We start from the raw sequence: 24864 nt of genomic DNA, 5'->3' as shown, positions 1-24864 counted from the left end.
CAGGCTAAAAGCCTGACCTACGAATGATTTTCGCAAGAGGTTTAATAGTTTTTACTGCGACAAATCAACGCGCCGCAACATTTGAGCATTGATCGCCACGACGATGGTACTGACCGACATCAACAACGCGCCTACGGCTGGTGAAAGAAGAATTCCAGCCGAGGCGAGAATTCCAGCGGCTAAAGGTAGGGCAACGATGTTGTAGCCTGAAGCCCAGATCAGGTTTTGAATCATCTTGTTGTAACTGGCGCGGCTCAACTTGAAAATTTTGACGACATCCAGCGGGTTGCTTTTCACCAAGATGATTCCCGCCGACTCGACAGCCACATCCGTGCCACTGCCGATGGCGATGCCCACATCGGCACGAGTGAGGGCGGGCGCGTCGTTGACTCCGTCACCGACCATGGCAACTTTTTTGCCTTGCTTCTGTAACTCAATCACTTTCTCGTCTTTATGTTCGGGCAACACTTCGGCAAAATACAATTTGATGCCAAGTTCATCGGCAACGGATTTGGCAACATCCTTGCTATCACCCGTCAACATGGCGACTTGCACATTCATCTCATTGAGTTTTTGAATCGCCGAATAACTTTCAGGGCGAATGACATCCGCCAACGCGAGGGCGGCGAAAATCTTCCCATCAACGATCAGGTAGACGACGGTCTGACCCTTTGTCCCTGAGGATGAAGCGAATTCCGAAATCGCCGAATCAGGCTGAAGGTTGAGCATCTCCAGCAAACGCGGACCGCCCACCCACAAATCTTTCCCGTTGTGTTTCGCGCGGATACCGCGTCCTTTGATGGCTTCAAAATCGGAGATGACGGGCAGATGCAAATTTTTTTCTTTCGCCGCGTCGCGAATCGCGCGGGCGATGATGTGTTCCGAATCCGCCTCCACAGCCGCAGTCAGCGCGAGAGCGTGGTTTTCATCCACGCCATTAGTTTTGATCGCAACCACTCCCTGCTCGCCTTTTGTGAGCGTGCCAGTTTTGTCAAAGATGACGACATCAATTTCACGCGCGGCTTCAAGCGCCAATCTGTTGCGGACTAAAATTCCGTTCTGCGCCGCGGACGTGGTGCTGATCGCCACGACCAGCGGGACAGCCAGCCCCAGCGCGTGCGGACAGGCGATGACCAACACCGTGACGACGCGCTCCAACGTGAAAAGATCAAAGCCCAATGCGAGCGTCCATAAAATAGCAGTGAGGGCGGCAACGCCGATGGCAAGATAGAACAACCAACCCGCGGCTTTATCGGCTAGTATTTGCGTGTTCGATTTACTTTGTTGCGCGTCACGCACCAAGCGCATGATGCCAGCCAGCGCGGTCTGTTCTCCGATGGCGGACACGCGCACGCGCAGACTTCCATCTTGATTGATACTGCCAGCGATGACTTTCGCGCCCGCGACTTTTTTCACGGGAAGCGACTCGCCCGTGATCATCGCTTCGTTCACATCCGACTCGCCGTCTGCCACCACGCCGTCGGCAGGGATACTCGCCCCAGGGCGGACAAGCACGAGATCGTTCAACTTCAACGAAGAGACTGGCATGGTGTGAACACTGCCATCAGGCATGATGTGTTCGGCAGTATCAGGCATCAACTTTGCCAAGGCGTTCAACGCGCCAGATGCCTGACGCACACTTCGCATCTCGATCCAATGCCCAAGCAACATGATGTCAATGAGCGTGACCAATTCCCAAAAGAAACCTTCGCCTAAATTAAAGAACAACGCGGCGAGGCTGTATACAAAAGAAACAGAGATCGCCAGTGAGATCAACAACATCATGCCAGGCTGGCGATTACGAATCTCAGGGACAGCCATTTGAAGGAATGGCACGCCGCCATAGACGAAAACGACTACGGCGAACACAGCCGCCACCCACTGACTGCCCATGAACTCAGGCATCCTGAACCCGAACCACATCTGGAGCATAGGCGTATACAGCAAAACGGGAATGCTCAGCAACAGCGAAATCCAGAACCGCGTGCGGAACATGTCTTCGTGTCCGCTGTGGTCTACGTGACCTGCGTGCTCGTCCGCCTTGCTCATTCCATGCGCGGCATGTGCGCCATGCATCTCATGTCCGCTTTGTGGCGCGGGGGTATGAGTCATGTGTTCGGCGTGTGAGTCCACTTTCGGCGTGGGATGAGCGTCATGTTCCATTTGGGAATGGTCGTGATGCTCATGTGTGGTGTGGTCTGTCATTTTGCTCTTTAGGACTGGTTCTCAACTCTTCTTTGCCACACCATTCGTGCCGCGAGCACGACGGTGCGAGACGGCAGAGCGCGCAGAGAACTCTGAGAAAACTCTTTTAGAATCTCTGCGAACTCGGTGTTCTCTGTGGCTGAGGCTCTTTTTCGATTTCTACAAGAAGTGCTCTCTTACAACGTGATCAATCCCTCGGCGGGATAGTCAATTTCCGAGAGCAACGCTTTGATGCTTTGCTCGCTAGCGGGCGTATCAAATGTGATCTGAACTTTCTTGGTGTTCAGATCGGCTTTCACTGCCTGAACGCCTTGCAACTCCCCCACTTCCATTTCGATGGTGTGAGTGCAGTGGTCGCAGTGCATGGCAGGGACGGAATAGGTAACTGTGGTCATGGTTTTATCTCCTTGAATTTGTTTTATTTGACGATCAATTCGCCGATCATTCCGGCTTCTTTGTGCCCGGGAACCGAGCAGAAGAATTGATACGTGCCTGGTTTTGCAACGGTGATCTCAAGCGTGGAAGTCCCGCCAGCTTGCACGGCGGCATGCACAGCGGCTTCTGAGGCGCCGCCTTCCATGTGGTGCATTTCAGAGCCGTTATCCTGCATGGATTCCATGGAGGCATCTATGGTTTCGATGACAAAATCATGCTCGACAAGCCCTTTGTTCTCGAGAGTGATCTTGACAGGCTGACCCGCCGGGATCGTGACCGACGACGGACCGAAAGCGAAATCGGTCAATTCCAGAGTAATCGCTTTCTCCGGGCTAGCCGCGGCTCCGCAAGCCGTCAGCAGGAAGACCAAAACAAACGCAGGCAAAATCTTTTTCAGCATCTTTCAACTCCTTGTAAAGGTTGGGAAAACATCAAACTTTTGTAGACATCTCGAACACTTCGGTAATTTCTTTCAAAACGCGTTGTCGCTCCTTTTTGTCGTTTCCCTGCACTGCGGAAATGACGCATGAGTTCAGGTGATTCTCCAGAATCTGAGCGCTGACCTTGTTCAACGCCGCATCCACCGCCTGGATCTGGCGGATCACGTCAATGCAATAGGCGTCCTCCTCCACCATGCGGATGACGCCGCGCAGGTGCCCTTCGATGGTTTTCAAACGGCGGATTGTAGCTTCATTTTCCATGTTGTCCTCGGATTTCCGACGGCGGCTTCCGCCTGGGTCTTACCCCCCCCAGGGGGGTAGGGTGAATATACTTCGCCAGCGGCAATCCGTCAAGGAATTTGGGCGCGAAAATCATCATCCGCATTCATGACATCTGTCACTTCTCGGACACGCCCTTCCAAAATACACTTTCATCGAGGATTTTGAATGTCCAAATTATCGGAATGCCGCGCTGTCCAACCCGCCCAAAACAAGGAAGGTAACCATGCAAATCACCCGCCAAGCCGACTACGCCACGCGAGCTATTTTGTACCTTGCGCGCGCGGGCAAAGATCAACGGATCGCCACCAGTCAGGTTGCCAGGGAACAGAAAATTCCGCCGTCTTTTCTGGCAAAGATCATCTCACAACTCTCTGTGGCAGGGTTACTGCACACTTCCCGGGGCGCCCGGGGCGGCATCACGCTCGCGCGGGAGCCGGACCAAATTTCACTGTTGGAAGTGATCGAGGCGATCGACGGCCCGATCCAACTTAATATGTGTGTGGAAAAATCTGGCGCATGTTCGTTCGACGAGACCTGCCCCATCCGCCCGGTGTGGTGCGACGCGCAAAATGAATTGGTCGCCAAACTCAAGAACACCTCGTTCGCTCAATTAACCCCCTAACGAGACATCACAGAGCGCTCAATGAACCTCCCAATGTGGCGAAAAGCTCTCACGGTAATTCCCAACGTATCCAAGCAGGAATGGGATGGTCTGGATATTTTCTCAAAGTGGCTGATCTCGACTCGCGCGGCTGTTCTAGTGATGACCGCCATGTCGGCGGTTCTTGCCGGACTGTTTGCCTGGCGCGCCAACTCGTTCGATCTTTCCGCATGGGTTGCCCTCACGTTGGGACTCGTCCTCGCCCACGCCAGTAACAATCTGCTCAACGATCATGTGGATTATTCGCGCGGCGTGGATCGTCACAATTACTTCCGCACCATGTATGGTCCACATCCCCTCGAAAACCAGTTACTCAGCCAGCGGCAACATCTCGCCTATTTTTTCGTCACCGTTTTACTTGCGTTCGTATGCGGGCTTTACCTTGTCTGGCAAACCAACTTCAACACAGTCACTTGGGCGTTGCTTGGCGCGGGCGCGTTCTTCCTATTGTTCTACACCTGGCCCCTAAAATATATTGCCCTCGGCGAGATCGCCGTTTTTCTTGTGTGGGGTCCGCTCATGGTGGGCGGAGGATATTTCGTCATCACGCACATCTGGGATTGGAATATTGCGATCGCCAGCGCGGTCTACGCTCTGGGCGTCACTACGGTCATTTTTGGCAAACATATCGACAAAATGATGCCCGACCGGGAAAAGCGCATTCACACCCTGCCGTCGCTTCTGGGGGAGAAAGCCTCCCGATACGCGGTTTTGGGAATGATGATCCTCCCCTATTTCATCGTCATCTACCTCGTGACAACGGGTACTTTTTCACCGGTACTGCTGATCGTCTTGTTTGCCCTTCCCAAGTTGAAACAAGTTGCCCCGGCGTTCCTCAAGCCCAAGCCTGAAGAACGACCGGAAGGATTCCCTCAGGGTCAGGGCGGCTGGCCCCTGTATTTCGCGCCGCTCGCGTTTATGTATAACCGCGCGTTTGGTTCGCTTTTTATTCTCGGCGTCTTGGCGGATGTGGTTCTCCACAAGTTAATCGTATAAACATCCGCCCATAAAGGCACGTTCGGCATGGTCAAAAATATTGTCAACGGCGTGTCAGGGCTCATACGCTATCACGGGGGCATATCACACTATACATTCCTCATGCACCGCATCTCGGGGCTGGGCGTTTTGGTCTTCCTCAGCCTGCATATCCTGCTTGAATCAACGGCTCATTACATGCCAAGCGTATACGACTCGCTCAACGGCGGTTTGCGAACCCCCGCCGGGCTTGCCGCTGAAATTATCATGGCATTCCTGGTCATCTTTCATGGCGTGAATGGATTTCGTATCGCCTACTTCGACCTTTTTCATCTCGACTTGTGGACGCCTCATCCCGCCCTTCATTCTGTTCGCGCCACCTGGATCATTGCCATCCTCCTCTGGCTTCCAGCCGCCGTCATTATGGCGTTACATGGTCTTCACATCATCTAGCAAACTTATGACAACCAATCGCCGCCTTCGGATCAAACCCACCTTCGATACAGCCGCATGGAAATACCTGCGTCTGAGCGCCATCTTGCTGGCGCCAATGGTCTGGTTCCACGCAATATTCACCACCCTCATCATTGGCGCTGAAAATGTCAACTTAAGCTTGGTCGCGGATCGCTGGGCAACCCTCGGCTGGCGCGTCTACGATATCCTGCTGCTGGCGTTTGCCTTCTCGCACGGCATCACCGGGCTGAGACAGATATTGTTCGACTTCGCGTCCGTCACAACGACGCGAAAAGCGCTGAACATCCTCCTGCTCTTATTTTGGCTCGCGCTCTCCGCTGTCGGCATTCTTGGAATCATCGGCGGCGTTGCAAAATAACAAACTTCTTAAAGGAGAAGCAACCTCATGAACACCACCATCAGCCAGAACATCAAGAACGGAAGAACACTGTCTCGGATTGTAGACTCATGGGCAAAGGATAAGGATCAGCCTTACCCCGCGAATGTCCAAATCCCCGCCTATCTCGAGAACACGTACTGGTGGGCTTACGTTCGACCTTACGCGATCTCATTTTTCGATCACCCCTGGATCGTCAACTTGATCTTGCTGGGCAATATGGATCAACTACGCGACCGGGCTTTGGACGCGCTGGGCAATCAAATCCATGGACGCACACTACAGATCGCCGCGGTCTACGGCGAATTTTCCACCCAACTGGCAGACCGTATCGCCGCAGGCGCCTCGCTTGATATTGCGGATGTCGTCCCCGCCCAATTGGAAAACATAAGAAGAAAAATGCCTCACAACGCGCCTGTCCAGTACATCCAAAATAATGCCGCGAACCTGACCATGGAAGACGCAACATACGATCAGGCGGTGATGTTCTTCCTGCTCCATGAAATGCCCGCGGAAGTTCGAAAACAAACATTAAGCGAAGCGCTGCGCGTCCTCAAACCCGGCGGGAAACTGGTTATCGTTGATTTTCACAAACCGTTTTGGTGGAATCCTCTCCGCTATCTCTATCCAATCATGTTCAACATGCTCGAACCCTTTGCCCTGGAGATCTGGAAGACCAAGATTGGGGCATGGCTACCAAAAGATTTTATCCCTGTGGATGTTTTCAAGGCAACTATGTTTGGCGGCATGTACCAGATCGTGGTTGTTCACAAATAGCCTATGAAACCCGCATTCTGGCAGGGATTATGGCGACTCGCCGACCCAAAGATTTCGCTCGCCTCGTTCGCTTCGATGTTTTTGGGGGCGTGCGCGGCGGCGGCAACTGCCCCGCTTCATTTCGGATGGCTGGCTGTTACCGTGTTGGGAATTTTCGCCATCGAAGTGGCAAAGAACGCCTCCGGTGAAATCTTCGACTGGAACAGCGGCAACGACCAGGCGGTGCAAGAGGAAGACCGCTCTCCTTTCTCTGGCGGCAAGCGCGTGCTGGTAGACGCTCTATTGACAAAAGGTCAAACCATCGGTATCGCGTTCGTTTGTTACCTGCTCGGAAGTCTCGCGGGATTATCCATCGCGCTATGGCGCGAGCCGGGAGTATTTTGGATCGGAATGATAGGCGTCGCGCTGGCGTTCTCTTATCACGCGCCGCCGCTCAAACTCTCCTATCGCGGATTGGGGGAGTTGGCGGTCGCGGTAACATATGGTCCGATCATTGGCGCGGGAACGTTTCTCGTTCAACGTGGCGCAGTTTCCTTGGAGGTTATCCTCGTGTCTATCCCGCTTGGAATTCTGATCGGCGCCTTCCTGCTCATCAACGAATTTCCAGATTACAACGCAGACCAAAGCGCCGGAAAGAGGACGATTGTTGCGCGCCTGGGGAAAAAGAATTCCAGCCTTATCTTTGCGGGAATCGTCGCCATCCCATTTGTCGTTTTGCTGGCTCTGCCGTTTTTGGATCTCCCGTTCACCCTCTGGCTGGGATTGAGCGCGGCAGTACCGGCGTTCTCAGCCGCGAAACGCCTGCTTGCCCACCCGGAGAAAACCGATCAGATCATCCCCGCGCAGGCTGGCACACTGCTTACATTTGTCCTGTTTGCGCTTGGAACTGGCGTTGGATTCTTGCTATCTCACCAGTAGGCAAGCCGCAGCACAAAACTGATCGCGCGATTTGCTCATTGTTTCGATACGCAACCGCAACGTGAACTTTGCGGCACGGACTTTCAAAGAAAGGAATTGAAAATGAAAAAACTGTTCATACTGCTAGCGGCGCTCTCCCTCTTGATGAGCGCGTGCGCGAGTGAAAATTCAGGCGGAATTCCGATTACGGTATACCGCTCTCCTACCTGAGGCTGTTGTGGCGACTGGGTTCAGTACATCGAAGAGAACGGCTTTGACGCGATCGTGAAGAATGTGCAAGATATGGGTCCTGTCAAAGCTCAATATCAGGTGCCAACTGAACTCGAATCATGCCACACCGCCATCGTGGATGGCTATGTGATCGAGGGACATGTCCCAGTATCCGAGATTAACCGCTTGCTCGCCGAAAAACCCGACGCCATTGGCTTGGCGGTCGCAGGGATGCCCATCGGCTCGCCCGGAATGGAGACCGCGGGAGTTGGAACTCAACCCTATGACGTGATCTTGTTTACCGCCGACGGCAGACGAGATGTGTATGCCAGTTACCCATAATGAATTCGGACACCTCTTTTATGACATTTGTCACCGTAAAGAGGAAAGAATTTAACTATCTCTTAATGTGGCGCTCACATAGAATTCAGGACGTAGGTTCTCTACACATTGGTATTTGCAATATTTTAAAGAGATGTGGCAACACTTACGCTACGCATTGAAAATTGAAAGGAGATGCCACTATGAAACTGAAGAACGTACTGATTTCCATCGGAGCGACCATCATTCTGGGGGTGATTCTCGCCGCCTGCGGGAACACCCCCACAGCCGCCCCAACCGAACCACCCGCGCCCACCGAAATTCCCGCGCTTATACCAGAGACGCCCTATTTGGTTGAATGGCAAGAATCGGGTCATGCGGATGTAGCCAGCGAACCCTTCCGCCATTGGGATGGGGAAGACCCAGCCGAGGTGCCTGTCACGTGCGCGAAGTGCCATACAACTTCAGGCTATGAGGATTTCCTCGGCGTGGATGGCAGTGAACTGTCTAAGGTCGATGCAGTCGTCCCTGCGAGCGAAGCGCAAGGCATCCAGTGTGTGGCGTGCCATAATGCCGCGACGATCTCTAAGACAACGGTCACCTTCCCCTCTGGTGTGACGGTCACCGCCGGGGATGATGCGCGTTGCATGGTCTGTCATCAAGGACAGGAATCGAAAGTCAGTGTGGACGCGCAGATCGAGAAGTTTGCGGCGACCGACCCTGATGCCGTTGTTGCCCCCATCAAAGACGATCAGGGCAAGGATATAAAATTTGGATTCCGCAACATTCACTATTACGCCGCCGCGGCAACGCTGTATGGCGGCAAGGCGATGGGCGGCTATCAATACGATGGTCTCGCGTACGACTCGAAGAATCAACATGTCGAAGGTTTTGATTCGTGCATCGGTTGTCATGATCCGCACACGTTGGATGTGAAAGTGGCAAGTTGCGCGGAGTGCCATGAGGACGTGAAGACCGTGGAAGATCTGGCAGATGTGCGCATGGTTAGCTCCGCCAACGATTACGATGGCGACGGCGATGTGGAAGAGGGCATGTACTACGAGGTGGAAGGCTTGCGCGAAATTCTGTATGCCGAAATCCTGGCGTATTCCGCAAACACTGCCGGGGCGGCGCTGGTGTACGACTCTCACTCCTATCCATACTTCTTCAACGATACCAACGCCAACGGCGCGGTGGATGAAGGAGAAGCCGCTTTCCCGAACGCTTATTCCACTTGGACCCCGCGCTTGTTAAAAGCCGCGTACAACTATCAAGTGTCGCTGAAAGACCCCGGCGCGTACGCGCATGGCGGCAAATATATTATCCAATTGATGTATGACTCGATCGCCGATCTGGGCGGCGATGTGAGCGCGCTCGCTCGTTCCGACGCCGGTCACTTCGCCGGGAACACAGAAGCATTCCGACACTGGGATAGCGAAGAAGAAGGGAATGGCGTGGTCCCATTTGGCTGTGTGAAGTGCCATACCGCAACCGGCTTGCCTGATTTCCTCGCGGCGGGCGGGTCGACCATGGTCAGCGCGACCGGCGCAACAACCATCGTCGGGCTCAGCCCTGCGCCCGCCAGCAATGGTTTCGCCTGCTCAACCTGCCATGATGGAGCGAATTTCCCCGATCGCTACACCATCAATTCGGTTGTCTTCCCCAGCGGCAAGACGGTTAGTTACGGCGGAAAAGATGCCGATGGCAACTTCCTGCCAGACGACTCTAACTTATGCATCTCCTGCCATCAGGGACGCGAATCCACAACCAGCATGAATGCCAGTCTCCGTGGTAAGGACCTCGATACCGTGGATGCGAAGATCCGCTTCAAGAACATCCATTACTTTGCGGCAGGCGCCACTCTGTTTGGGTCTGATGTTCAAGGCGCGTACATGTACGAAGGCAAGGAATATGCCGGCATGAACCTGCACGCCTCTGAAGAAGGGAAAGCCAACAAGTGCCAGGATTGTCACGATGTGCACGCGCTCGAGCCGAAGGTCGAATCTTGCGAAACCTGCCACGACACCACCGACCCGACTACCATCCGCGAAACGGATGTGGATTACGACGGCGACGGCGATGTGACGGAAGGGATCAGCGGCGAGATCGCCACGTTGACCGAAGCGCTCTACGCCCAGATGCAGGTGTATTCGGAAGCGCACGGCGGAATCATCTCGTATGACTCGCACGCGTACCCGTACTTCTTCGGCGCCGACGGGCAAGGGTACGCCGCCTGGACGCCGCGACTCGTCAAAGCCGCGTTCAACTATCAGTACGTTCAGAAAGACCCCGGCGCGTTTGCCCACAACCCGAAGTTTGTGATCCAGTTCCTGATCGACTCGATCGAAGACCTCGGCGGCAACGTCAGCGCTTATACGCGCCCATAAATATAGCAGAACACAAGATCAACAAGGCGGCGGGTTTCCTTACCGCCGCCTTGTCATTAGGCAAAGAAGATTGTAATGACGTTCATTGTCCATATTTATGACAGTCTACACTAACTCATAAACCAAATAACCAGTACCATCAATTTCGGATCAATCCACCCTAATTACGGGAGAAGCCAAACCATGAAACCAACCCCATACTTTTTTTTATTTGCCGGCGCGTTTGCTCTGTTTGTCACGCTCGCCGCGTTGGTTTTTGTTCCATCCCAGAGCGTCTCTGCGGTAGAGCCGGCAATGCAAAGCCCGAACGAATGCCTGGAATGCCACGATCTGGCGTACAACCTATGGGAACATAGCCCGCACCGCGAGGCAAATGTCAGTTGTACGGTCTGCCATAAAATTGCCGATACGTCGGGTACACACCCCGACACGGCAAAATTCACGATCGAGAAAGAAAACGACACATGCATCGTCTGTCACTCGAACGTAACCGAAAAGGATGTTGCCGGGCAAATGGCGATCAGCCAACACGGTCAAATGGGTTTGAGTTGTGTCAGTTGTCATGAACAACATTCACAAGGCATGAAACTCGCCGAGGGATCGAATACCGTGTGCGAGAACTGCCACAAAGACGAAATGGACAGCACGCTCGAATCGACGCACTTCGCGGCAGGCTTGACCTGCGAAAACTGCCACATGGGAAGGGAAAACGATCACACCATGGTCGTCTCGGTCGCCTCTTGCGAAACGTGCCATAACAACCTCCATGAGGCAAAATTGATCCGCGATGCGGGGCTTGAAATCAAGGCGCTAGGGAACAGCGAAGCCCCGGTCGACGCCACCCCTCCCGCGCCTGCCACAACGGCGGAAGAGTCGTCAGAACCCGTAAAGGGCGGCGTGGCGTTGCCTAACTGGGTGTACGTGTTAGGCGGGTTCATCTTTGGCGGCGTGATCGCCTGGGCGCTCATCGGCAAAGAACCGGGCAAGCCATCCCCCTCCGAATAAAACGAATGTCACCCTCGAACTTCATGGAGACCGACTATGACCGAGCATGACGATAAAATAACTTCCGATGAGGAAGAGAACAAAACCTCGCGCCGAGATTTTCTCAAACTGGCGGGAGCAATGGCGGGAGCCGCCGCGCTGACCCAACTTCCCATGGCGAGAAAGCTGTCCGCCGCGCGCGCCTCCAGCGGCGGAGAAGGAACCGGTCATCAATGGGGAATGCTCATCGATATCAACCTGTGCATCGGTTGCCAATATTGCACTTTTGCGTGTAACGCGGTCAACAATCTCGCAGACGATATGCGTTACTGCGTGGTCACCACTGAAACCACGCGATCTGGCGAAGAATTCTTCCTCTCCCGCCCATGCATGCATTGCGACGAAGCCCCCTGCGTGCAAGCCTGTCCTGTAGCGGCGACGCGCAAGCGCCCAGACGGAATTGTGGAAATGGATTACGACCGTTGCATCGGATGCAGATACTGCATGGTCGCCTGTCCATACGATGCGCGCGTGTTCAATTGGAAGGAGCCGATCGAACTCAGCCCGCAATCTCCCACGTTCGGTTATCAAGAAGTTCCCAACCGTCCTCGCGGCGTGGTGGAGAAATGCACTTTCTGCTCGCATCGCATCGATGCGGGATTGGAGCGAGGGCTCGTCCCCGGCGTCGACCATCAAGCGACTCCTGCCTGCGTGGTTGCCTGCCCCACCAACGCGCGCATCTTTGGCGATATGAACGACGCGACCAGCCCAATCTCAGTCGCCCTGGCGGAAGCAACGGTCACTCTGCGCCTGCGGGAGGAACTCAGCACAGAGCCGCGTGTGTATTACATCCCGCCCGAATCGCATACGGATAATCCCTTCCAAGGAAACTAGCCATGCAAACAGACATTCACATTCCCAGGTTTCGGTTCGGCAAGAAAAGCGTGGATATCTTCCCATACTGGATCGGGCTCCTCACATTGGGGATTTTGTTCGGAATGTACGGCGCGTTCGTTGTTCTACGAGACGGGTTGGATGTCACAGGTTTGACGAATAAAGTCCCGTGGGGGTTATGGGTTGTGATGGACCTAGCCTCGATCTCGCTGGGCGGTTCCGCTTTTGTGTTTGGGGTGATCGTCTACCTTATGAAGCTCAAACGGTTTGAAATCGTGGCAAAACTGGCTGTGCTTCTCGGCTTCCTGGGGTATACCACCGCCGGCATGGTCATCTGGTTCGACCTGGGTCAGCCGTTCCGCTTTTGGCACCCAATGGTGTTCTGGCAACCCCACTCCCTGCTTTGGGAAATCACCATGTGCGTGATCTTATACCTTGGCGTTCTCTCAGCGGAGATTTTGCCGGTGGTCGTTGAACATTCATTTTTCTACGAGCATTCCTTACATAAGCGATATCCGATCGTCAAGAAACTTGTGGAGCTTGCAAAAAAACTCGCGCACTGGCTTCACAAACTGGTGCCTGTCCTTGCCGTGGTCGGGTTGACGCTTTCCCTGCTCCATCAGGCATCGCTCGGCGCATACTACTCCGTGCTCAACGGACGCGGGGTGTGGTTCAACCAAAGCGCCCCCGTTCAATTCGTATTTTCCGCCATGAGCGGCGGGGTCGCATTCCTGTTTTTCACGGGCGTGATCATGTTCCGCGTGATGCGCCCGGGGTTGGTCAAGGATGAAATTCTTTATGACGTTGCGCGTCTCTCCGGCGGAATAACCTTGTTGCTCACTTACCTGCGCCTGTGGGATTGGGCGGTCACCTATTACTATTCATTCGACGTGAACATCGCCCTGCAAACCGAAGCATTGAATGCCGTCGCGCCGTATTCATCGACGTTTTGGATCGGGCAAATTCTGCTTCCGATCATTGCCGGCGCGGCGATGTTCTCGGCGAAATCAATTAAAAGCTTCCGATACCTGATGGTGTTTTCGCTCTTCCCCATGGCGGCAACTGTTCTCACTCGTTGGAATTATAATTTTGCCGGGTTGATCGCCATGCCCACGTATGATCCTTACACGCCGATCATCCGCGTCAGTTCTTATATCCCAACCTGGCCCGAATTTGCCGTTGCCAGCTTGGTCGTCAGTTACTGGCTGTTGGCATTCAGTTTTGCCGCGCGCTATTTGCCTTTCAAAGGGCCCGATACCGCGCATTAACGCCCGCAAAACCGGGTGATAGCCAATCGAACCGCCTCCGATTTGGATGCGGTTTTATCTATGTCTAAGGGTCGGTAAATTAATAACGTTCCGTATGTTTGTTCGCTCGCAGTGCGACTGCGAGCGGGATGCAGTGTAACTGCATCCCCAACATGGTTTGATCTATGTACTGAGGGTGATTACACAGCGCCGTGGCGGCGAGCCTGCCAAACTAAGCGCAAAGGAAACTTTACCATACGAACATACACCTACGGGAAAAGATTTGCGTACAACGACTGCGCAAACTCAAGCATTACCTGTTCATCGACAGAGGTTGGCTGATCGCCCCCGGCGCCGAAGAACTCCAGCGTCACCACCATCCGGTCCGCCGCCATGACCGGGTCCGACATATCCAAACTCACCTGACCGTATTCTATAACCCAGGCGAAGAATTGTTTCTGTTCCCTCGCGGTTAACAATTCCCCGATCGTTTTCATCGTTGCCTCGGGTTGCTTTGAGCGGCAATTGCTCCCATACGCTTCGCCGGAGAGAAAAACAGTCAACTGATCGCAGAACCCGGCGATGCCGCCGTCTCGCGTCCAGGTAAGGGCAAGCGTGGCGGGCTGAACTTGGTTTCCCTCCTCGCTGATGTGATACTCGAATTCCAGTCCGTTCGCTTGCAGTACAATGATCTTGCCGGGGGTGATCACTTCGGCGCACAGAACATTTTGCATCGACACACCAAGACACGAATCGGGAAACTCGACATCCTTACTGCTCACAACGACTATTGTGTCCGCGTCCAGCCCAAGGTTGGAAGCAAGTTGCGCGACGATGGCTTCTTCGATCAAACCAAACGGCGCCCCGCCAACTTGCGCGATCTGACTGCCGTTCTTATTCGTGTGCAATTCGTATTGTTCACCGCGAGCCTGCAATATGATTTTATAGCCGGGCACAATCGCCTCCGTGCACATTACCCCCGGTCGTTGAACACCGAGACAGCCATCGGGCCAGTCAACTGCCTCTGTTGAGAGAATGCCGACCTCATCGGGTGACAGGCTCAACGTCGAGGCAAGATGCGAGATCGCCGCCTGTTCGGCAAGCGTCAATTCCGTTTGCGGCGTCGGCGCGACCTGTCCATCCTCCTCCGGGAAAAGCGATTGCTGTGTCGGCTTGCCTGCCGGGGCGCAGGCAGAAAGAATCAAGATCAAAATCATGGGTAACACGATGCGTTTCATTCAAACTCCTTGACCAAAGGACGTGACCGTCATCCAGAATGTTCCGTCTGCCTGTATAATCGTGAGCATGCGAAATAAGTTTATCCTGGCGCTTGCGCTCATTGTAACCGCGTGCGCGCCGAAACCTGACCCAAATATTCAAATTCAAGTTGCGGTTGCGTCCACGTTATCCGCAATTCCTACGAACACGTCGCAACCCATCCCAACGCCATATCCATCGCCAACAGCGTTCAGCCTCGCGGGTCTATTCTGCGAATATCAATTTTGCATCGGGCACCCGCTCGATATGGCGTTCTACGATGTGAGCGCGCAACAAAACCCCGTCTCGCCAAGCAGTTACTCGCAAGGGTTACTCGCCGCCTTTAACGGCAACCTGTTCATCCAGATGATCTGGCAGCTCGCGCCCGGCGCGGCAGACCCTCAATTCCTACTGGACTTAATCCTCGAGGAGGGGCTCGACACCCGCTTCGGCAACCCGGACGTGAAACTGATTCGCGATATGAACGTGGTCTACACCCCGATCACCTCCACCGCGTCTCCGCTGTTGTCCAACGGAGCCGCCGCGGCTTGGAACTGCGGCGACCGCGTGTTCGCATGGAAAGTGTACAGCCCGCAAGCCGATAACGCGCAAGCCTTGTTCGATATGGCAATGGAGCGATTTCAATGCAACCATTAGAAACACCGAGGGGAAATGTCGCTTTTCGAACCGCCAATTTTGCAGATGTTCCAAAATTCCGCGAACTGAGGCTGTTTGCCTTGAAAGACACTCCCTCCGCATTCAGCGCCGACTACTTTGCAAGCCTGAATGCGCCAACAAGTTACTGGGAAGGTCGCCTGAAACCAAGCGAGGGTTCGATCATGTTCTTTGCGGAACACGAGGGCAACTTGGTCGGCATGATCGGCATCCAGCGAGGAGATCGCCCGAAAACCCGTCATAGCGCTGGCATTTGGGGCGTGTATGTTCTGCCCGAATGGCGCGGGTTTCGCATCGCCGCCTCGTTGATCGATTCGTGCGCGATCTGGGCGAAATCGCGCAAGGTGGAAATTCTCAAACTCGCGGTAGTAACCGCCAACCAACCCGCTATCCGTTGTTATGAACGGTGCGGATTCAAAACCTACGGGACCGATCCGCGCGTCATTTGCTACGAGGGCAATTACTACGACGAATATCTAATGGCGAAAGAAATCGCCAAAGCATAAATGGGAGGCGCGTTCGTTGAGGAAGCGGAAATCCAATCTATGGCTACTTCAAAGCCGCAACTCTCCAACACGGATTTTACGCGGACGTCTTTTCTTGGACAACGACTTTCTATGATCATAAAAAGACGGGCGAGTTCTGAACCCGAGGTATTCCGTATGCTATACTTCGTTGAAATTATGGAAATCGAGGAGAAACGACCATGCCACCCACCGTCCGCGAGTTGATGACTGAAACCATCCTGACCGCCTTCCAGCCTGACAAAGCCAAAGGCGTGGACACGATCGTGCAATTCATATTCACAGGAGCGCAGGCATCCAACTGGTACGTGGTCGTCAAAGATCAGAAGTGCGAATCCGTTGAAGGTTTGCACCCAGACCCAAAAATGACGATGACCGTGGACTCGGAGGATTACATCAAGATCGCCAACGGCGAGTTGGACGCCACAATGGCGTTCATGAAAGGCAAGGTCAAGGTGAGCGGCGACATGGGGGTTGCGCTTGGTATGGGCAAGTATTTCGTCTTCGAAAAATAGACGACATCGAACCGCGCAGTGTGTATCCATAAGCGCGCGAAAACGATATAGAGGCGCCACGCGAACATGGCTGACGCTTCTCGAAGAAATCCCCTGCGCGGAAGACAAAGAGTGTCAAGAAATCAAAAACGGTGAAGAGGAAGCCTGTCAAACGGAAGGTGAAGAAGACGGTTCGCAAGTCAACGGCGAAGAAAAAGGTTTCAGCGAAGAAGAAAAGGAAGTAAGCATATATCTTCCTTGAATTATTGAAAGAATTCTGCAATTTACTTCTTGCGAGTCGAATATATAATTTACATTCAGGTTGTTATGCTAGGCTTTACCCTAGCGTCATCTACAGGTGCATTATAAGATCCACCTAATGGTTTTGCAAAAACCATGATCCAAGGAAGGAATATAAAAATGCAATACTTATGGATTTCCCCACACTTCATGTACCGCTACAATGAATGGCATCGAGTAAATAACGAGCGCGCTAATGCACGACTGGCATTAAAAGGAATTATACAATTTGCGATTGAGCCTGAAAAGAACGATATTTTAAAACTACCGCACATAACCTCTTCAACCATATTGGACGGAAAATTAGAATTCAAAGTTGCCTACAATGATAGTGTCGCAGACGTGGTTATGCTACTTGATTTCCAAAAATCAGATGTGAAGCCAGGTGAGATCAAGTCAATCGAAGGAACTCGAGCCCTACTGTTATCTGACGATGTAATTCGAGGTTGGGTAGGCAACGGAACGGCATGGGAGAGTTATTGCAAAGGTCTATGCGACGCAGCACTTATAGATTCAACCAAAAAACGACCAAACAATTTCAAGTTCTATGGAAGCGTTTCTTCTATCTTTTTGCCGTCAGAATACAGAAGAATGCATATGGTTGATCTGGGTAGTATTGGATTAAATGTCATTCTTGGCGAGTTCGATTCGATGTTATGGGCATCTCATGGAAAAGTTTCTCAGACTGTCAAACAACCCAGAGGAACAGAAATAGATTCTTGGGAAAGGCTCCACTCAGCATTAACCAATCGTTATTCCAGAATCCATCCAACACTAACTTGGAGATTATCTACGCCACCTCCACCTATCTCCCCATCTGAAACTGCTGATACATGGGTTAATAAAGAACAATTAAAGGAAATTGGTATCACTACCGCCGAAGAAATCAAAGCCGTGATGGCTTGCCGCCAAGACGATGACTTAATTAATCTTATTGATATTCTTAACGAAAGTCAATGGACAAAGCTGGATATGTTATACAGTCGTCATTTGGCACAAATACGACGGCGAGACGAAAAAACAGTTGGCTCTATTGCGCAATATGAACTTAATATATCGGGGTCCAGGGAAGCAAATAGCGCCGATTACGACAAATGGCAGGTATTGTTGACATCAATACAAAAAGATATTGTAAATAAATCTCTACTTTTACCGATCAGGTTAAAAGGTGGACCCGGCACGGGAAAGACTTTAACCGCCGTGCTACGTGCTGCTGCTCTTCTTAAGCATGCAAAAGAGATGGAAGAACCGTTCCGCTTAGGTTTTTTCGTTTTCAATCGCGATTTAGGAAGAAAAATCTACCAGCAATTTCTAACCCTAGGATTAGCAGGTTTCTTGAATGGCTCAGAGCCTCAACAACTTGTCGTAACCAATTTAATGGAATGGTGCGAGAAATTTCTAGACTTAGACAACCGCGGTATAGAACCTATTGCTCCGTACCGTGCGGAACGAATGGACAAGCAACGTGAAGCGTTATACAACTTAGTCATTGAAGAAGCCAAAAATTCTTTGGTAAGTCAGGAATATGAAAACCTTTGGAAAGAGTTTGACACTCGATCTAAAAACGGCCTGCGAGAAATTGAAACAGAAATATCGCAATTTATCAAAGCAAAAGGCATCCCATCCTTAAGCGCATATCTTGGCGAACAAAAGCCTACCCAATGGGTTAGACAAACCGACAAGGAATTCAGAAAATTTGTATGGGAAGTATATCAAGTATACGACTCAACTCTTAAATCATTGCGCATGGTAGACGCAGACGATTTAGTAAATGACTGCTTCCGCCAAGTTAGCCAAACGGTTTGGCAAAAATTTGACAAGGAGAAACAAGGTTTTGATTATTTAATTCTCGACGAGGCGCATGATTTTTTCAGACATCAAATTCATTTAATGGCGGCACTTGTGAAGGACGAACGCAATATTATGATGTGTTATGATGAAGGACAAATGGTTTACTCGCGTTATCCTACATTACGCGAAATGGGGTATGACACCAATGAAAGATTCTACATCCGAAGATTGGAAGTAAATTTCCGCAATTCCAAACAAATTCTTGCATCTTTACAAGCATTGATTGCCGCATATCCTGTATATGACTACAATTCACTATGGGGGCAAATAACGTCTAACCCAAAATCTCCCGAATCCCCAAAACCTAATTCACAAGGATATCAAAGCGATTCCGGAATGATGCGTGCAACCGCCGCCTTAGTAAAAAAACACATTGAGAATGGGGTAGACCCTCGAGAAATTGCAATAATATGTTTCGACGATGACACACTAAAAAATATCGAGTCGATTGTTGTGAGAGAAGCGGATATTAAAATTCATCATCTCACTGGTCAAGGTAAACACCCGCCTAAAAATTCTGTTGTTCTAACCACAGCAAGGCAAGTTAAGGGTGAGCAATTTGATGTATGTATACTTGTTGGTGCTAGCAGAGACAACTTACCTGATTTCAGGGGAGGCGAAGGCGAAGTTTGGTTTTCTCAAAAACGTGAAGATGATTTCAGACTGTTTGCAGTTGCAATGAGTCGTTGTAAACGGCACTTATATTTTGTGTGGACAGGTACTCAGCCTAGTGAGTTTATTGAGGCTATGGGAGATACTATTGAGGTACATGGGTAATTTTTGATAAATCCAGATAGCAATGGGTTGCTCGAGAACAGCTAGGTAGGAACAATTCTTCAACGGGCTCAGTACATTTGAAGCCTCGTACTCAATAGTCACTCCCTCCCCTTCGCCTCCTGCCAAAGGGACTCCATCTCCTCCAAACTCAACTCGGATAGATTCCGTCCCTGCCCTTTCGCGCCTTGCTCCACGAACGCGAATCGCTTCTTGAACTTCGCGTTCGTCCCCCGCAACACCGACTCGGCATCCACTTTCTTCCAACGCGCCAAGTTGACCAGCACGAAGAACAAGTCGCCGATCTCGGAGGCTAACTCAAAATCTGTTTCAGCACGCTTGATCTCTTCGATTTCCTCTTTCACTTTATCCAGCACGCCGTCAATTTCGGGCCAGTCGAAACCCACACGCGCGGCGCGATCCTGGTATTCCTGCGCCTGACTCAACGCGGGCAATGAGATTGGTACGCCATCCAAGATTCCCTTTCTGTCTTTCTTCCCTTCGACATCGCTCAGGGCAAGTTCTCCTCTTTCCTGCTCTTTGAGTTTCTCCCAATTTGCCAGCACATCGTCCACTCCATCGAGTTTCAGATTCCCAAACACATGCGGATGCCGCCGCACGATCTTCGAATGGATTCCCTGAATCACTTGCGAAACATTGAATTGCGTCTCTTCGTTTGCGATCTGCGATTGCAAAACGATCTGCAACAACAAATCTCCGAACTCCTCGCGCATGTGACCAAAGTCACCCGAATCAATGGCGGAGATGGCTTCGTAGGATTCCTCGAGCAAATGTTTCCTCAGCGACTCATGCGTCTGCTCTTTGTCCCAGGGACATCCATTCGGCGCACGCAGATGAGCCACGATCTCAGCAAACGACTCGAACGATGTCCCTTCGCCAAGCGCGGGAACATACAAACAAGTTGATTCAGAGAAATCAAAACTTTCCAATCCTCCCAATTCTCTTTCCTCTTTCGACTTTCCACTTTCTACAATCTGCATCGCATGCTCACGCGGGTACAACGCGAGCAACACATCTTTCACATGCAATGCCAGTTCCTTCGAATCGACTCCAACGATCAACGCCGGCATGTCCGGCGGGAACGGCGGCACGTGGGCTGAGGCGAGAGTCGACGCGTCGAGCAGGGTCAACCTCGCGGGCGGAGGGATGCGGAGCGCGTCGAAGGCGGAAGAGACGAGGGTCAAGTCCATGAAAATCTCCTGTGAACAACGGTGGTTGAGTAGTCCCGCGCGTGCTGAGCGGAGCGATAGCGAAGTCGAAGCATCGCGGGACGTATCGAAACCACCACTAAACAGAGTAATTCTTATTACAAGATTTTGTATGCGTACCTGTGGTTTCGACTGCTTGCGCTCAACCACCGGGTAATCCTTTAAAACATAATCCGTAATTCGCAGATTGTATCCCACGAATTACGGATCACAAATTACCAATTACTATTTACCAATTACCAAATTAGCGCTTCGTATACGTCGGCGCCTTGCGGGCTTTCTTCAGACCCGGCTTCTTGCGTTCCTTGATGCGGGCATCGCGGGTGAGCAGACCGTGCTTGCGCAACGCGGAGACCCAATCGCCGTTGAGCGAAACAAGCGCGCGGGAGAGACCCAGTCGCACCGCTTCGGTTTGACCGGTCGTTCCGCCGCCGTTCACCTTCACGGTGATGTCGTATTTCTTCGCGTCCTGCCCAACGGCAGAGAACGCGCGCAGAATATCCTGCAAATCGCCGAGGCGCGGGAAGTACACAGCCGCTTGCTTTTCGTTCACCACAAAATTTCCCGAGCCGTCCATCAAACGGACGCGGGCGGTGCTTTCCTTGCGGCGGCCAACTGCTTCATAATATTGAACAGACATTTCTTCTTCCTCTTTCGTTATGCCAACGGCACTGGGTTATTTGTGCCGTGCGGATGATTCGGACCGGCGTAAATTTTCAACCGCTTGAGCAACGAGCGTCCCATGCGATTCTTCGGCAACATGCCCCACACCGCTTCGCGCAACACGCGGTCGGGATGTTGTTGCAGTTGGTCGCGCAGGCTGATCGCCTTGTAGCCGCCGGGGTAATTCGAGTGGCGGTGATAGACCTTCGTGGTCATCTTCGATTTGGTCTTCGTGCCGGTCACGGTCACGCGCTCGGCGTTGATCACCACCACGAAGTCGCCCATCTCCACGCCGGGCGTGAAGGTCGGTTTGTTTTTACCAAGCAAAGCGTGAGCGATGCGCGTGGCGATGCGCCCCAGGGTCTGCCCATTGGCGTCCACGATCACCCAATTGCGCTCAATCTCGCTTGCTTTCGGATAGTACGATTTGTACACGTTCGATTTCTCCGTTTCTTTATTTCGATCCGCGTTAGAGAACGCGGGCTACACAAAATCTTCGATAATTTCTATTTCATTGACTCTTGATACTTCACGAAAAGGTTTTCGTGGGCCCCCCCCCCCCCCCCCCCACCAAACACTAAAGTCGTTACTACGCATTTTTCCTTTACGGATATTTCACGTGGATGAGCGTCAGCCCATGCGCGGGAGCGAGACCAGATGGAAGCGCGCTTCGCTTCCGGTTCCCAGCCTGCCTCGCCAAACTTTCGGCGATCGCGTCCGGGCGAATCTTTCCCTGCCCCACAGCGACCTGCACGAAGACCAGCCGCCGCACCATGCGGTATAAAAAGGCATCCGCTTCCACTTCGAACCGCCATTGATCCTTTGCGATCCGATGCCATTGCGCTTTCTTCACCGTCCGCACCGTTGTCCCTTTGGGGGTTGTCGGCGAGCCGAAGGATGAAAAATCGTGCGTGCCGGTCAGTGCGTGCGAGGCTTGCTTCAGCAGTTCATCGTCGAGCGTGTGATTCACTCTCCACGCAAACCGTTCACGGATGGGGTTGCGCAACGTATCGTAAAACAACTGATAACTATACGTCCGCGAGGTTGCGTCGAAGCGCGGATGAAAATCATCGCGGACGATCTGCGCGTCCCACACCGAAACGTCGCCGGGCAGTTTGGCGTTCAACGCGCGGACGAGTTCGTCACCCGTGTGAGTCCAGTCGAGGTCGCACACGGCAACCTGCCCCGTCGCATGAACGCCGGTGTCCGTCCTCCCCGAGAGGAGCGCCGAACGATCCGACCATCCGAGTCCGCGCAAAGCCTTTTCAAGTTCGCCTTGCACCGTTCGTTTCTTTGCCTGCCGCTGGCTTCCGAAGAAGTCTGTGCCGTCGTAGGCAAGAGTCAATTGGTAACGTGCCATTTACATTCTCCGTTCGTTCAGCAGTTGAACTGCTGAGCGAACGGAATAACGACTGAAGTCGTTACTACGATTTATTCTTCCACCAATTCCAAAATCACCATCTCAGCCGAATCGCCCATGCGCGGACCGAGCTTCAACACGCGGGTATACCCGCCGTTGCGAGTGGCATAGCGCGGCGCAATTTCGTCGAACAAGCGTTTGATGAGTTGATTATCGCCAAGTTTCGAAATGGCGAGTCGTCGCGCATGGACCTTCTGATCAGGTGTCGCGTCCGCGCTGTTGCGGGCGAGCGTGATGAGGCGTTCGGCATCGCCGCGAATGGCGGCGGCTTTCGCTTTTGTGGTCTGGATGCGTTCGTGCGTAAAAAATTGTTTGATCAGGTTGCGACGCAGCGCGGTACGCGCGCCTGTCGAACGACCCAATCGGTAACCGGATACTTGATGTCGCATTGCAAATTACTCCGCAGAATTCTTCTCGTCTTTGAGGTAGCCTTTTTCCTGCATCTTGACGCGCAGTTCATCGAGGCTCTTTTCACCGAAGTTCCGGATGGACATAACTGCGTTCTCGCCTTTTTCGAGCAGGTCGAGCACATCGCCAACGGTGGTGATGCCGGTGCGTTTGAGCGAATTGAAAACGCGCACCGAGAGGTCGAGCGATTCGACCGGGGTGTCGGCGACTTCGCTACTCATGCGGCTCCCGCTCACTTCTTTTTCGATGGAAACAGTAAGCGTTTCCTCGCTGACGCCGGCGATATAGCGCAGGTGGTCGATGACCAATTTCGCCGCTGTGCTGAGGGCGCGCTCGGGCGAGACGGTTCCGTCCGTCCAGATTTCAAGGTTCAGTTTATCGTAGTTCGTGCTCTGCCCCACGCGGGCTGAGGTTACTTCCCAGTTCACGCGCTTGACCGGGCTGTAGATGGCGTCGATCGGCAGTTCGCCGATGGGCATGTGCCCGCTTCGTTCGTTGGCTGGCGAGTAGCCGCGTCCGCGCTCGACCGTGAACTCAAGATCGAGTTTGGTCTTGGGGTTATCGACGGTGAACAGGAATAATTCCGGGTTCACGATCTCCACCTCTGCGGGGGTGATAATATCCGCCGCGGTAACCGTCCCTTCGCCGCGCACTTCGAGGTGCATACGAGTGCTATCCACGCCGTCCAGCTTGATGCGCAACTGCTTAACCTGCAACATCACCTGGATGACATCCTCGCGCACACCGGGGATCTCGCTAAATTCGTGCAACACATCCGCGATTCGAATCGCGGTGACGGCGGCTCCCTCCAGGGAGGAGAGCAACACGCGTCGGAGAGCGTTTCCCAGCGTAACGCCGTAGCCGCGCTCCAGTGGGCTGATGACAAACTTGCCATAGTTTCGAGCCTCAGCCTCGCGCTCGATCTTAGGCATAACCATATTCGTAATACCCGTCACGGTTCACCTCTATAAATTCCAGTTTTTGCCGCCCAGAAAACGGGCGGCGCCAATACCAACTACTACCGTGAGTAGTATTCAACTATCAATTGTTCGTTCAAGATCCCGTCGATCTCGGAACGGTCCGGCAAGCGTTGGATCGAACCGGTCAACGATTTTGTATCGCGGTTCAGCCAGCTCGGCGATGTGCGGGCATCGGCAAGATCGCCAACCCCTTTGAAGTAAGCCAGAGCGCGCGAACCGCCACGGACAGCCACCACATCGCCTTCTTTGAGGAGCATGGAGGGCACATCGGTGCGGCGTTCGTTCACAGTGAAATGACCATGGGTCACCAATAAGCGGGCTTGCGAGCGACTGGAGGCGAACCCGAGGCGGAAGACGATGTTATCCAACCGGGATTCGAGGATTTGAAGCAGGTTCAAACCCGGCAGACCGCGGCGGCTGGAGGCTGTTTCGAAGTAGCGGCGGAATTGTCGCTCCAATACCCCGTACACGCGGCGGGCGCGTTGTTTGGCGCGCAACTGGCGAAGATAATCCGATTCGCGCCCGGTGCGGCTGGGACCGCCGCGTCCGCCGGTCTTGCCGTGCTGACCCGGGGCAAAACTGCGACGTTCAAACGCGCACTTCGGAGTGAAGCAACGCTCCCCTTTCAGATACAATTTTTCGCCTTCGCGCCGGCAAAGTTTGCATACCGGAGAAAGATTTTTCGACATAAATAACTATCCTC

Annotated in this window: 27 protein-coding genes; 15 read left to right on the top strand and 12 right to left on the bottom strand. The window is 52.9% G+C overall.

What is annotated here, in order from left to right; translation table 11 throughout:
* Positions 1-51: 51 nt before the first annotated feature.
* From IPM31_12135 to IPM31_12120, 4 genes are all read right to left on the bottom strand, one after another.
* On the bottom strand, positions 52-2163 hold the full coding sequence (locus IPM31_12135; GenBank protein ID MBK9007731.1) for a copper-translocating P-type ATPase: 2112 nt from the start codon (positions 2161-2163) through the stop codon (positions 52-54).
* Positions 2164-2381: 218 nt separating this feature from the next.
* Entirely contained in the window at positions 2382-2600 is a 219-nt protein-coding gene (locus tag IPM31_12130) for a copper ion binding protein (protein ID MBK9007730.1), read from the bottom strand.
* Positions 2601-2623: 23 nt separating this feature from the next.
* Positions 2624-3040, bottom strand: coding sequence for a cupredoxin domain-containing protein (locus IPM31_12125; GenBank protein ID MBK9007729.1), 417 nt, complete (start codon positions 3038-3040; stop codon positions 2624-2626).
* 31 nt (positions 3041-3071) lie between these two features.
* A complete protein-coding gene (locus tag IPM31_12120) occupies positions 3072-3341 on the bottom strand; it encodes a metal-sensitive transcriptional regulator (GenBank protein ID MBK9007728.1) in 270 nt (89 codons plus the stop codon).
* 244 nt (positions 3342-3585) lie between these two features.
* Here IPM31_12120 and IPM31_12115 point away from each other — a divergent pair, with 244 nt between their 5' ends.
* From IPM31_12115 to nrfD, 11 genes are all read left to right on the top strand, one after another.
* Entirely contained in the window at positions 3586-3984 is a 399-nt protein-coding gene (locus IPM31_12115) for an Rrf2 family transcriptional regulator (protein MBK9007727.1), read from the top strand.
* A gap of 21 nt (positions 3985-4005) precedes the next feature.
* Positions 4006-5019 (top strand): prenyltransferase, encoded by a 1014-nt coding sequence (locus IPM31_12110; GenBank protein MBK9007726.1) that lies wholly within the window; start codon positions 4006-4008, stop codon positions 5017-5019.
* A gap of 102 nt (positions 5020-5121) precedes the next feature.
* Positions 5122-5451 carry a hypothetical protein gene (locus IPM31_12105; protein MBK9007725.1) on the top strand — a complete coding sequence of 110 codons (330 nt, stop codon included), beginning with the start codon at positions 5122-5124 and terminating at the stop codon, positions 5449-5451.
* Positions 5452-5458: 7 nt separating this feature from the next.
* Positions 5459-5830, top strand: coding sequence for a hypothetical protein (locus IPM31_12100; GenBank protein MBK9007724.1), 372 nt, complete (start codon positions 5459-5461; stop codon positions 5828-5830).
* Positions 5831-5857: 27 nt separating this feature from the next.
* Entirely contained in the window at positions 5858-6625 is a 768-nt protein-coding gene (locus IPM31_12095; GenBank protein MBK9007723.1) for a methyltransferase domain-containing protein, read from the top strand.
* Between the two features lie 3 nt (positions 6626-6628).
* On the top strand, positions 6629-7543 hold the full coding sequence (locus tag IPM31_12090; protein ID MBK9007722.1) for a prenyltransferase: 915 nt from the start codon (positions 6629-6631) through the stop codon (positions 7541-7543).
* Between the two features lie 282 nt (positions 7544-7825).
* On the top strand, positions 7826-8095 hold the full coding sequence (locus tag IPM31_12085) for a DUF411 domain-containing protein (protein MBK9007721.1): 270 nt from the start codon (positions 7826-7828) through the stop codon (positions 8093-8095).
* A gap of 182 nt (positions 8096-8277) precedes the next feature.
* The gene (locus IPM31_12080; protein MBK9007720.1) at positions 8278-10461 is read left to right on the top strand and encodes a cytochrome c3 family protein; all 2184 of its coding nucleotides are present in this window, start codon (positions 8278-8280) and stop codon (positions 10459-10461) included.
* 183 nt (positions 10462-10644) lie between these two features.
* Positions 10645-11466 carry a cytochrome c3 family protein gene (locus IPM31_12075; protein ID MBK9007719.1) on the top strand — a complete coding sequence of 274 codons (822 nt, stop codon included), beginning with the start codon at positions 10645-10647 and terminating at the stop codon, positions 11464-11466.
* A gap of 36 nt (positions 11467-11502) precedes the next feature.
* Positions 11503-12339, top strand: a complete 837-nt coding sequence (locus IPM31_12070) for a 4Fe-4S dicluster domain-containing protein (protein ID MBK9007718.1) — start codon at positions 11503-11505, stop codon at positions 12337-12339.
* Positions 12340-12341: 2 nt separating this feature from the next.
* Positions 12342-13607, top strand: a complete 1266-nt coding sequence (gene nrfD, locus IPM31_12065; GenBank protein ID MBK9007717.1) for a polysulfide reductase NrfD — start codon at positions 12342-12344, stop codon at positions 13605-13607.
* Between the two features lie 248 nt (positions 13608-13855).
* On the opposite strand, the gene IPM31_12060 is transcribed toward nrfD, so the two are convergent.
* Positions 13856-14824: a hypothetical protein gene (locus IPM31_12060; GenBank protein ID MBK9007716.1), complete on the bottom strand. Its 969-nt coding sequence runs from the start codon at positions 14822-14824 to the stop codon at positions 13856-13858.
* A gap of 67 nt (positions 14825-14891) precedes the next feature.
* Between IPM31_12060 and IPM31_12055 the strand changes: the two genes are divergently transcribed.
* The 4 genes from IPM31_12055 (at position 14892) to IPM31_12040 (ending at position 19464) form a co-directional block, all read left to right on the top strand.
* Entirely contained in the window at positions 14892-15500 is a 609-nt protein-coding gene (locus IPM31_12055; GenBank protein ID MBK9007715.1) for a hypothetical protein, read from the top strand.
* Positions 15488-16024, top strand: a complete 537-nt coding sequence (locus IPM31_12050; protein ID MBK9007714.1) for a GNAT family N-acetyltransferase — start codon at positions 15488-15490, stop codon at positions 16022-16024. Before IPM31_12055 ends, IPM31_12050 begins: the two co-directional genes overlap by 13 nt.
* A 200-nt stretch (positions 16025-16224) precedes the next feature.
* The gene (locus tag IPM31_12045; protein ID MBK9007713.1) at positions 16225-16557 is read left to right on the top strand and encodes an SCP2 sterol-binding domain-containing protein; all 333 of its coding nucleotides are present in this window, start codon (positions 16225-16227) and stop codon (positions 16555-16557) included.
* Positions 16558-16956: 399 nt separating this feature from the next.
* Entirely contained in the window at positions 16957-19464 is a 2508-nt protein-coding gene (locus tag IPM31_12040; protein ID MBK9007712.1) for a DEAD/DEAH box helicase, read from the top strand.
* A 98-nt stretch (positions 19465-19562) separates the two neighbouring features.
* Here IPM31_12040 and mazG read toward each other — a convergent pair whose 3' ends face one another.
* From mazG to rpsD, 7 genes are all read right to left on the bottom strand, one after another.
* On the bottom strand, positions 19563-20672 hold the full coding sequence (gene mazG, locus IPM31_12035) for a nucleoside triphosphate pyrophosphohydrolase (protein ID MBK9007711.1): 1110 nt from the start codon (positions 20670-20672) through the stop codon (positions 19563-19565).
* A 262-nt stretch (positions 20673-20934) separates the two neighbouring features.
* A complete protein-coding gene (gene rpsI / locus IPM31_12030; GenBank protein MBK9007710.1) occupies positions 20935-21330 on the bottom strand; it encodes a 30S ribosomal protein S9 in 396 nt (131 codons plus the stop codon).
* Between the two features lie 17 nt (positions 21331-21347).
* Complete coding sequence (gene rplM / locus IPM31_12025) at positions 21348-21788, bottom strand: 50S ribosomal protein L13 (protein MBK9007709.1); 441 nt, start codon at positions 21786-21788, stop codon at positions 21348-21350.
* A 169-nt stretch (positions 21789-21957) separates the two neighbouring features.
* A complete protein-coding gene (gene truA / locus IPM31_12020; GenBank protein ID MBK9007708.1) occupies positions 21958-22713 on the bottom strand; it encodes a tRNA pseudouridine(38-40) synthase TruA in 756 nt (251 codons plus the stop codon).
* 71 nt (positions 22714-22784) lie between these two features.
* Entirely contained in the window at positions 22785-23162 is a 378-nt protein-coding gene (gene rplQ / locus IPM31_12015; GenBank protein ID MBK9007707.1) for a 50S ribosomal protein L17, read from the bottom strand.
* Between the two features lie 6 nt (positions 23163-23168).
* The gene (locus IPM31_12010) at positions 23169-24119 is read right to left on the bottom strand and encodes a DNA-directed RNA polymerase subunit alpha (GenBank protein ID MBK9007706.1); all 951 of its coding nucleotides are present in this window, start codon (positions 24117-24119) and stop codon (positions 23169-23171) included.
* An 80-nt stretch (positions 24120-24199) separates the two neighbouring features.
* Positions 24200-24850 (bottom strand): 30S ribosomal protein S4, encoded by a 651-nt coding sequence (rpsD, locus tag IPM31_12005; protein ID MBK9007705.1) that lies wholly within the window; start codon positions 24848-24850, stop codon positions 24200-24202.
* Positions 24851-24864 lie beyond the last annotated feature (14 nt).

Source organism: Candidatus Defluviilinea gracilis (assembly GCA_016716235.1).
In the GTDB taxonomy this organism is placed as follows: domain Bacteria; phylum Chloroflexota; class Anaerolineae; order Anaerolineales; family Villigracilaceae; genus Defluviilinea; species Defluviilinea gracilis.
The sequence above is the reverse complement of the archived record's forward strand: the minus strand, read 5'-3'. Positions and strand labels throughout refer to the sequence as shown.

Excerpts from the sequence above, each read along its gene's own strand:
- IPM31_12135 (MBK9007731.1), bottom strand. The coding sequence starts at position 2,163 with ATGGAACATGACGCTCATCCCACGCCGAAAGTGGACTCACACGCCGAA.
- IPM31_12130 (MBK9007730.1), bottom strand. The coding sequence starts at position 2,600 with ATGACCACAGTTACCTATTCCGTCCCTGCCATGCACTGCGACCACTGC.
- IPM31_12125 (MBK9007729.1), bottom strand. The coding sequence starts at position 3,040 with ATGCTGAAAAAGATTTTGCCTGCGTTTGTTTTGGTCTTCCTGCTGACG.
- IPM31_12120 (MBK9007728.1), bottom strand. The coding sequence starts at position 3,341 with ATGGAAAATGAAGCTACAATCCGCCGTTTGAAAACCATCGAAGGGCAC.
- IPM31_12115 (MBK9007727.1), top strand. The coding sequence starts at position 3,586 with ATGCAAATCACCCGCCAAGCCGACTACGCCACGCGAGCTATTTTGTAC.
- IPM31_12110 (MBK9007726.1), top strand. The coding sequence starts at position 4,006 with ATGAACCTCCCAATGTGGCGAAAAGCTCTCACGGTAATTCCCAACGTA.
- IPM31_12105 (MBK9007725.1), top strand. The coding sequence starts at position 5,122 with ATGCACCGCATCTCGGGGCTGGGCGTTTTGGTCTTCCTCAGCCTGCAT.
- IPM31_12100 (MBK9007724.1), top strand. The coding sequence starts at position 5,459 with ATGACAACCAATCGCCGCCTTCGGATCAAACCCACCTTCGATACAGCC.
- IPM31_12095 (MBK9007723.1), top strand. The coding sequence starts at position 5,858 with ATGAACACCACCATCAGCCAGAACATCAAGAACGGAAGAACACTGTCT.
- IPM31_12090 (MBK9007722.1), top strand. The coding sequence starts at position 6,629 with ATGAAACCCGCATTCTGGCAGGGATTATGGCGACTCGCCGACCCAAAG.
- IPM31_12085 (MBK9007721.1), top strand. The coding sequence starts at position 7,826 with ATGGGTCCTGTCAAAGCTCAATATCAGGTGCCAACTGAACTCGAATCA.
- IPM31_12080 (MBK9007720.1), top strand. The coding sequence starts at position 8,278 with ATGAAACTGAAGAACGTACTGATTTCCATCGGAGCGACCATCATTCTG.
- IPM31_12075 (MBK9007719.1), top strand. The coding sequence starts at position 10,645 with ATGAAACCAACCCCATACTTTTTTTTATTTGCCGGCGCGTTTGCTCTG.
- IPM31_12070 (MBK9007718.1), top strand. The coding sequence starts at position 11,503 with ATGACCGAGCATGACGATAAAATAACTTCCGATGAGGAAGAGAACAAA.
- nrfD (MBK9007717.1), top strand. The coding sequence starts at position 12,342 with ATGCAAACAGACATTCACATTCCCAGGTTTCGGTTCGGCAAGAAAAGC.
- IPM31_12060 (MBK9007716.1), bottom strand. The coding sequence starts at position 14,824 with ATGAAACGCATCGTGTTACCCATGATTTTGATCTTGATTCTTTCTGCC.
- IPM31_12055 (MBK9007715.1), top strand. The coding sequence starts at position 14,892 with ATGCGAAATAAGTTTATCCTGGCGCTTGCGCTCATTGTAACCGCGTGC.
- IPM31_12050 (MBK9007714.1), top strand. The coding sequence starts at position 15,488 with ATGCAACCATTAGAAACACCGAGGGGAAATGTCGCTTTTCGAACCGCC.
- IPM31_12045 (MBK9007713.1), top strand. The coding sequence starts at position 16,225 with ATGCCACCCACCGTCCGCGAGTTGATGACTGAAACCATCCTGACCGCC.
- IPM31_12040 (MBK9007712.1), top strand. The coding sequence starts at position 16,957 with ATGCAATACTTATGGATTTCCCCACACTTCATGTACCGCTACAATGAA.
- mazG (MBK9007711.1), bottom strand. The coding sequence starts at position 20,672 with ATGGACTTGACCCTCGTCTCTTCCGCCTTCGACGCGCTCCGCATCCCT.
- rpsI (MBK9007710.1), bottom strand. The coding sequence starts at position 21,330 with ATGTCTGTTCAATATTATGAAGCAGTTGGCCGCCGCAAGGAAAGCACC.
- truA (MBK9007708.1), bottom strand. The coding sequence starts at position 22,713 with ATGGCACGTTACCAATTGACTCTTGCCTACGACGGCACAGACTTCTTC.
- rplQ (MBK9007707.1), bottom strand. The coding sequence starts at position 23,162 with ATGCGACATCAAGTATCCGGTTACCGATTGGGTCGTTCGACAGGCGCG.
- IPM31_12010 (MBK9007706.1), bottom strand. The coding sequence starts at position 24,119 with ATGGTTATGCCTAAGATCGAGCGCGAGGCTGAGGCTCGAAACTATGGC.
- rpsD (MBK9007705.1), bottom strand. The coding sequence starts at position 24,850 with ATGTCGAAAAATCTTTCTCCGGTATGCAAACTTTGCCGGCGCGAAGGC.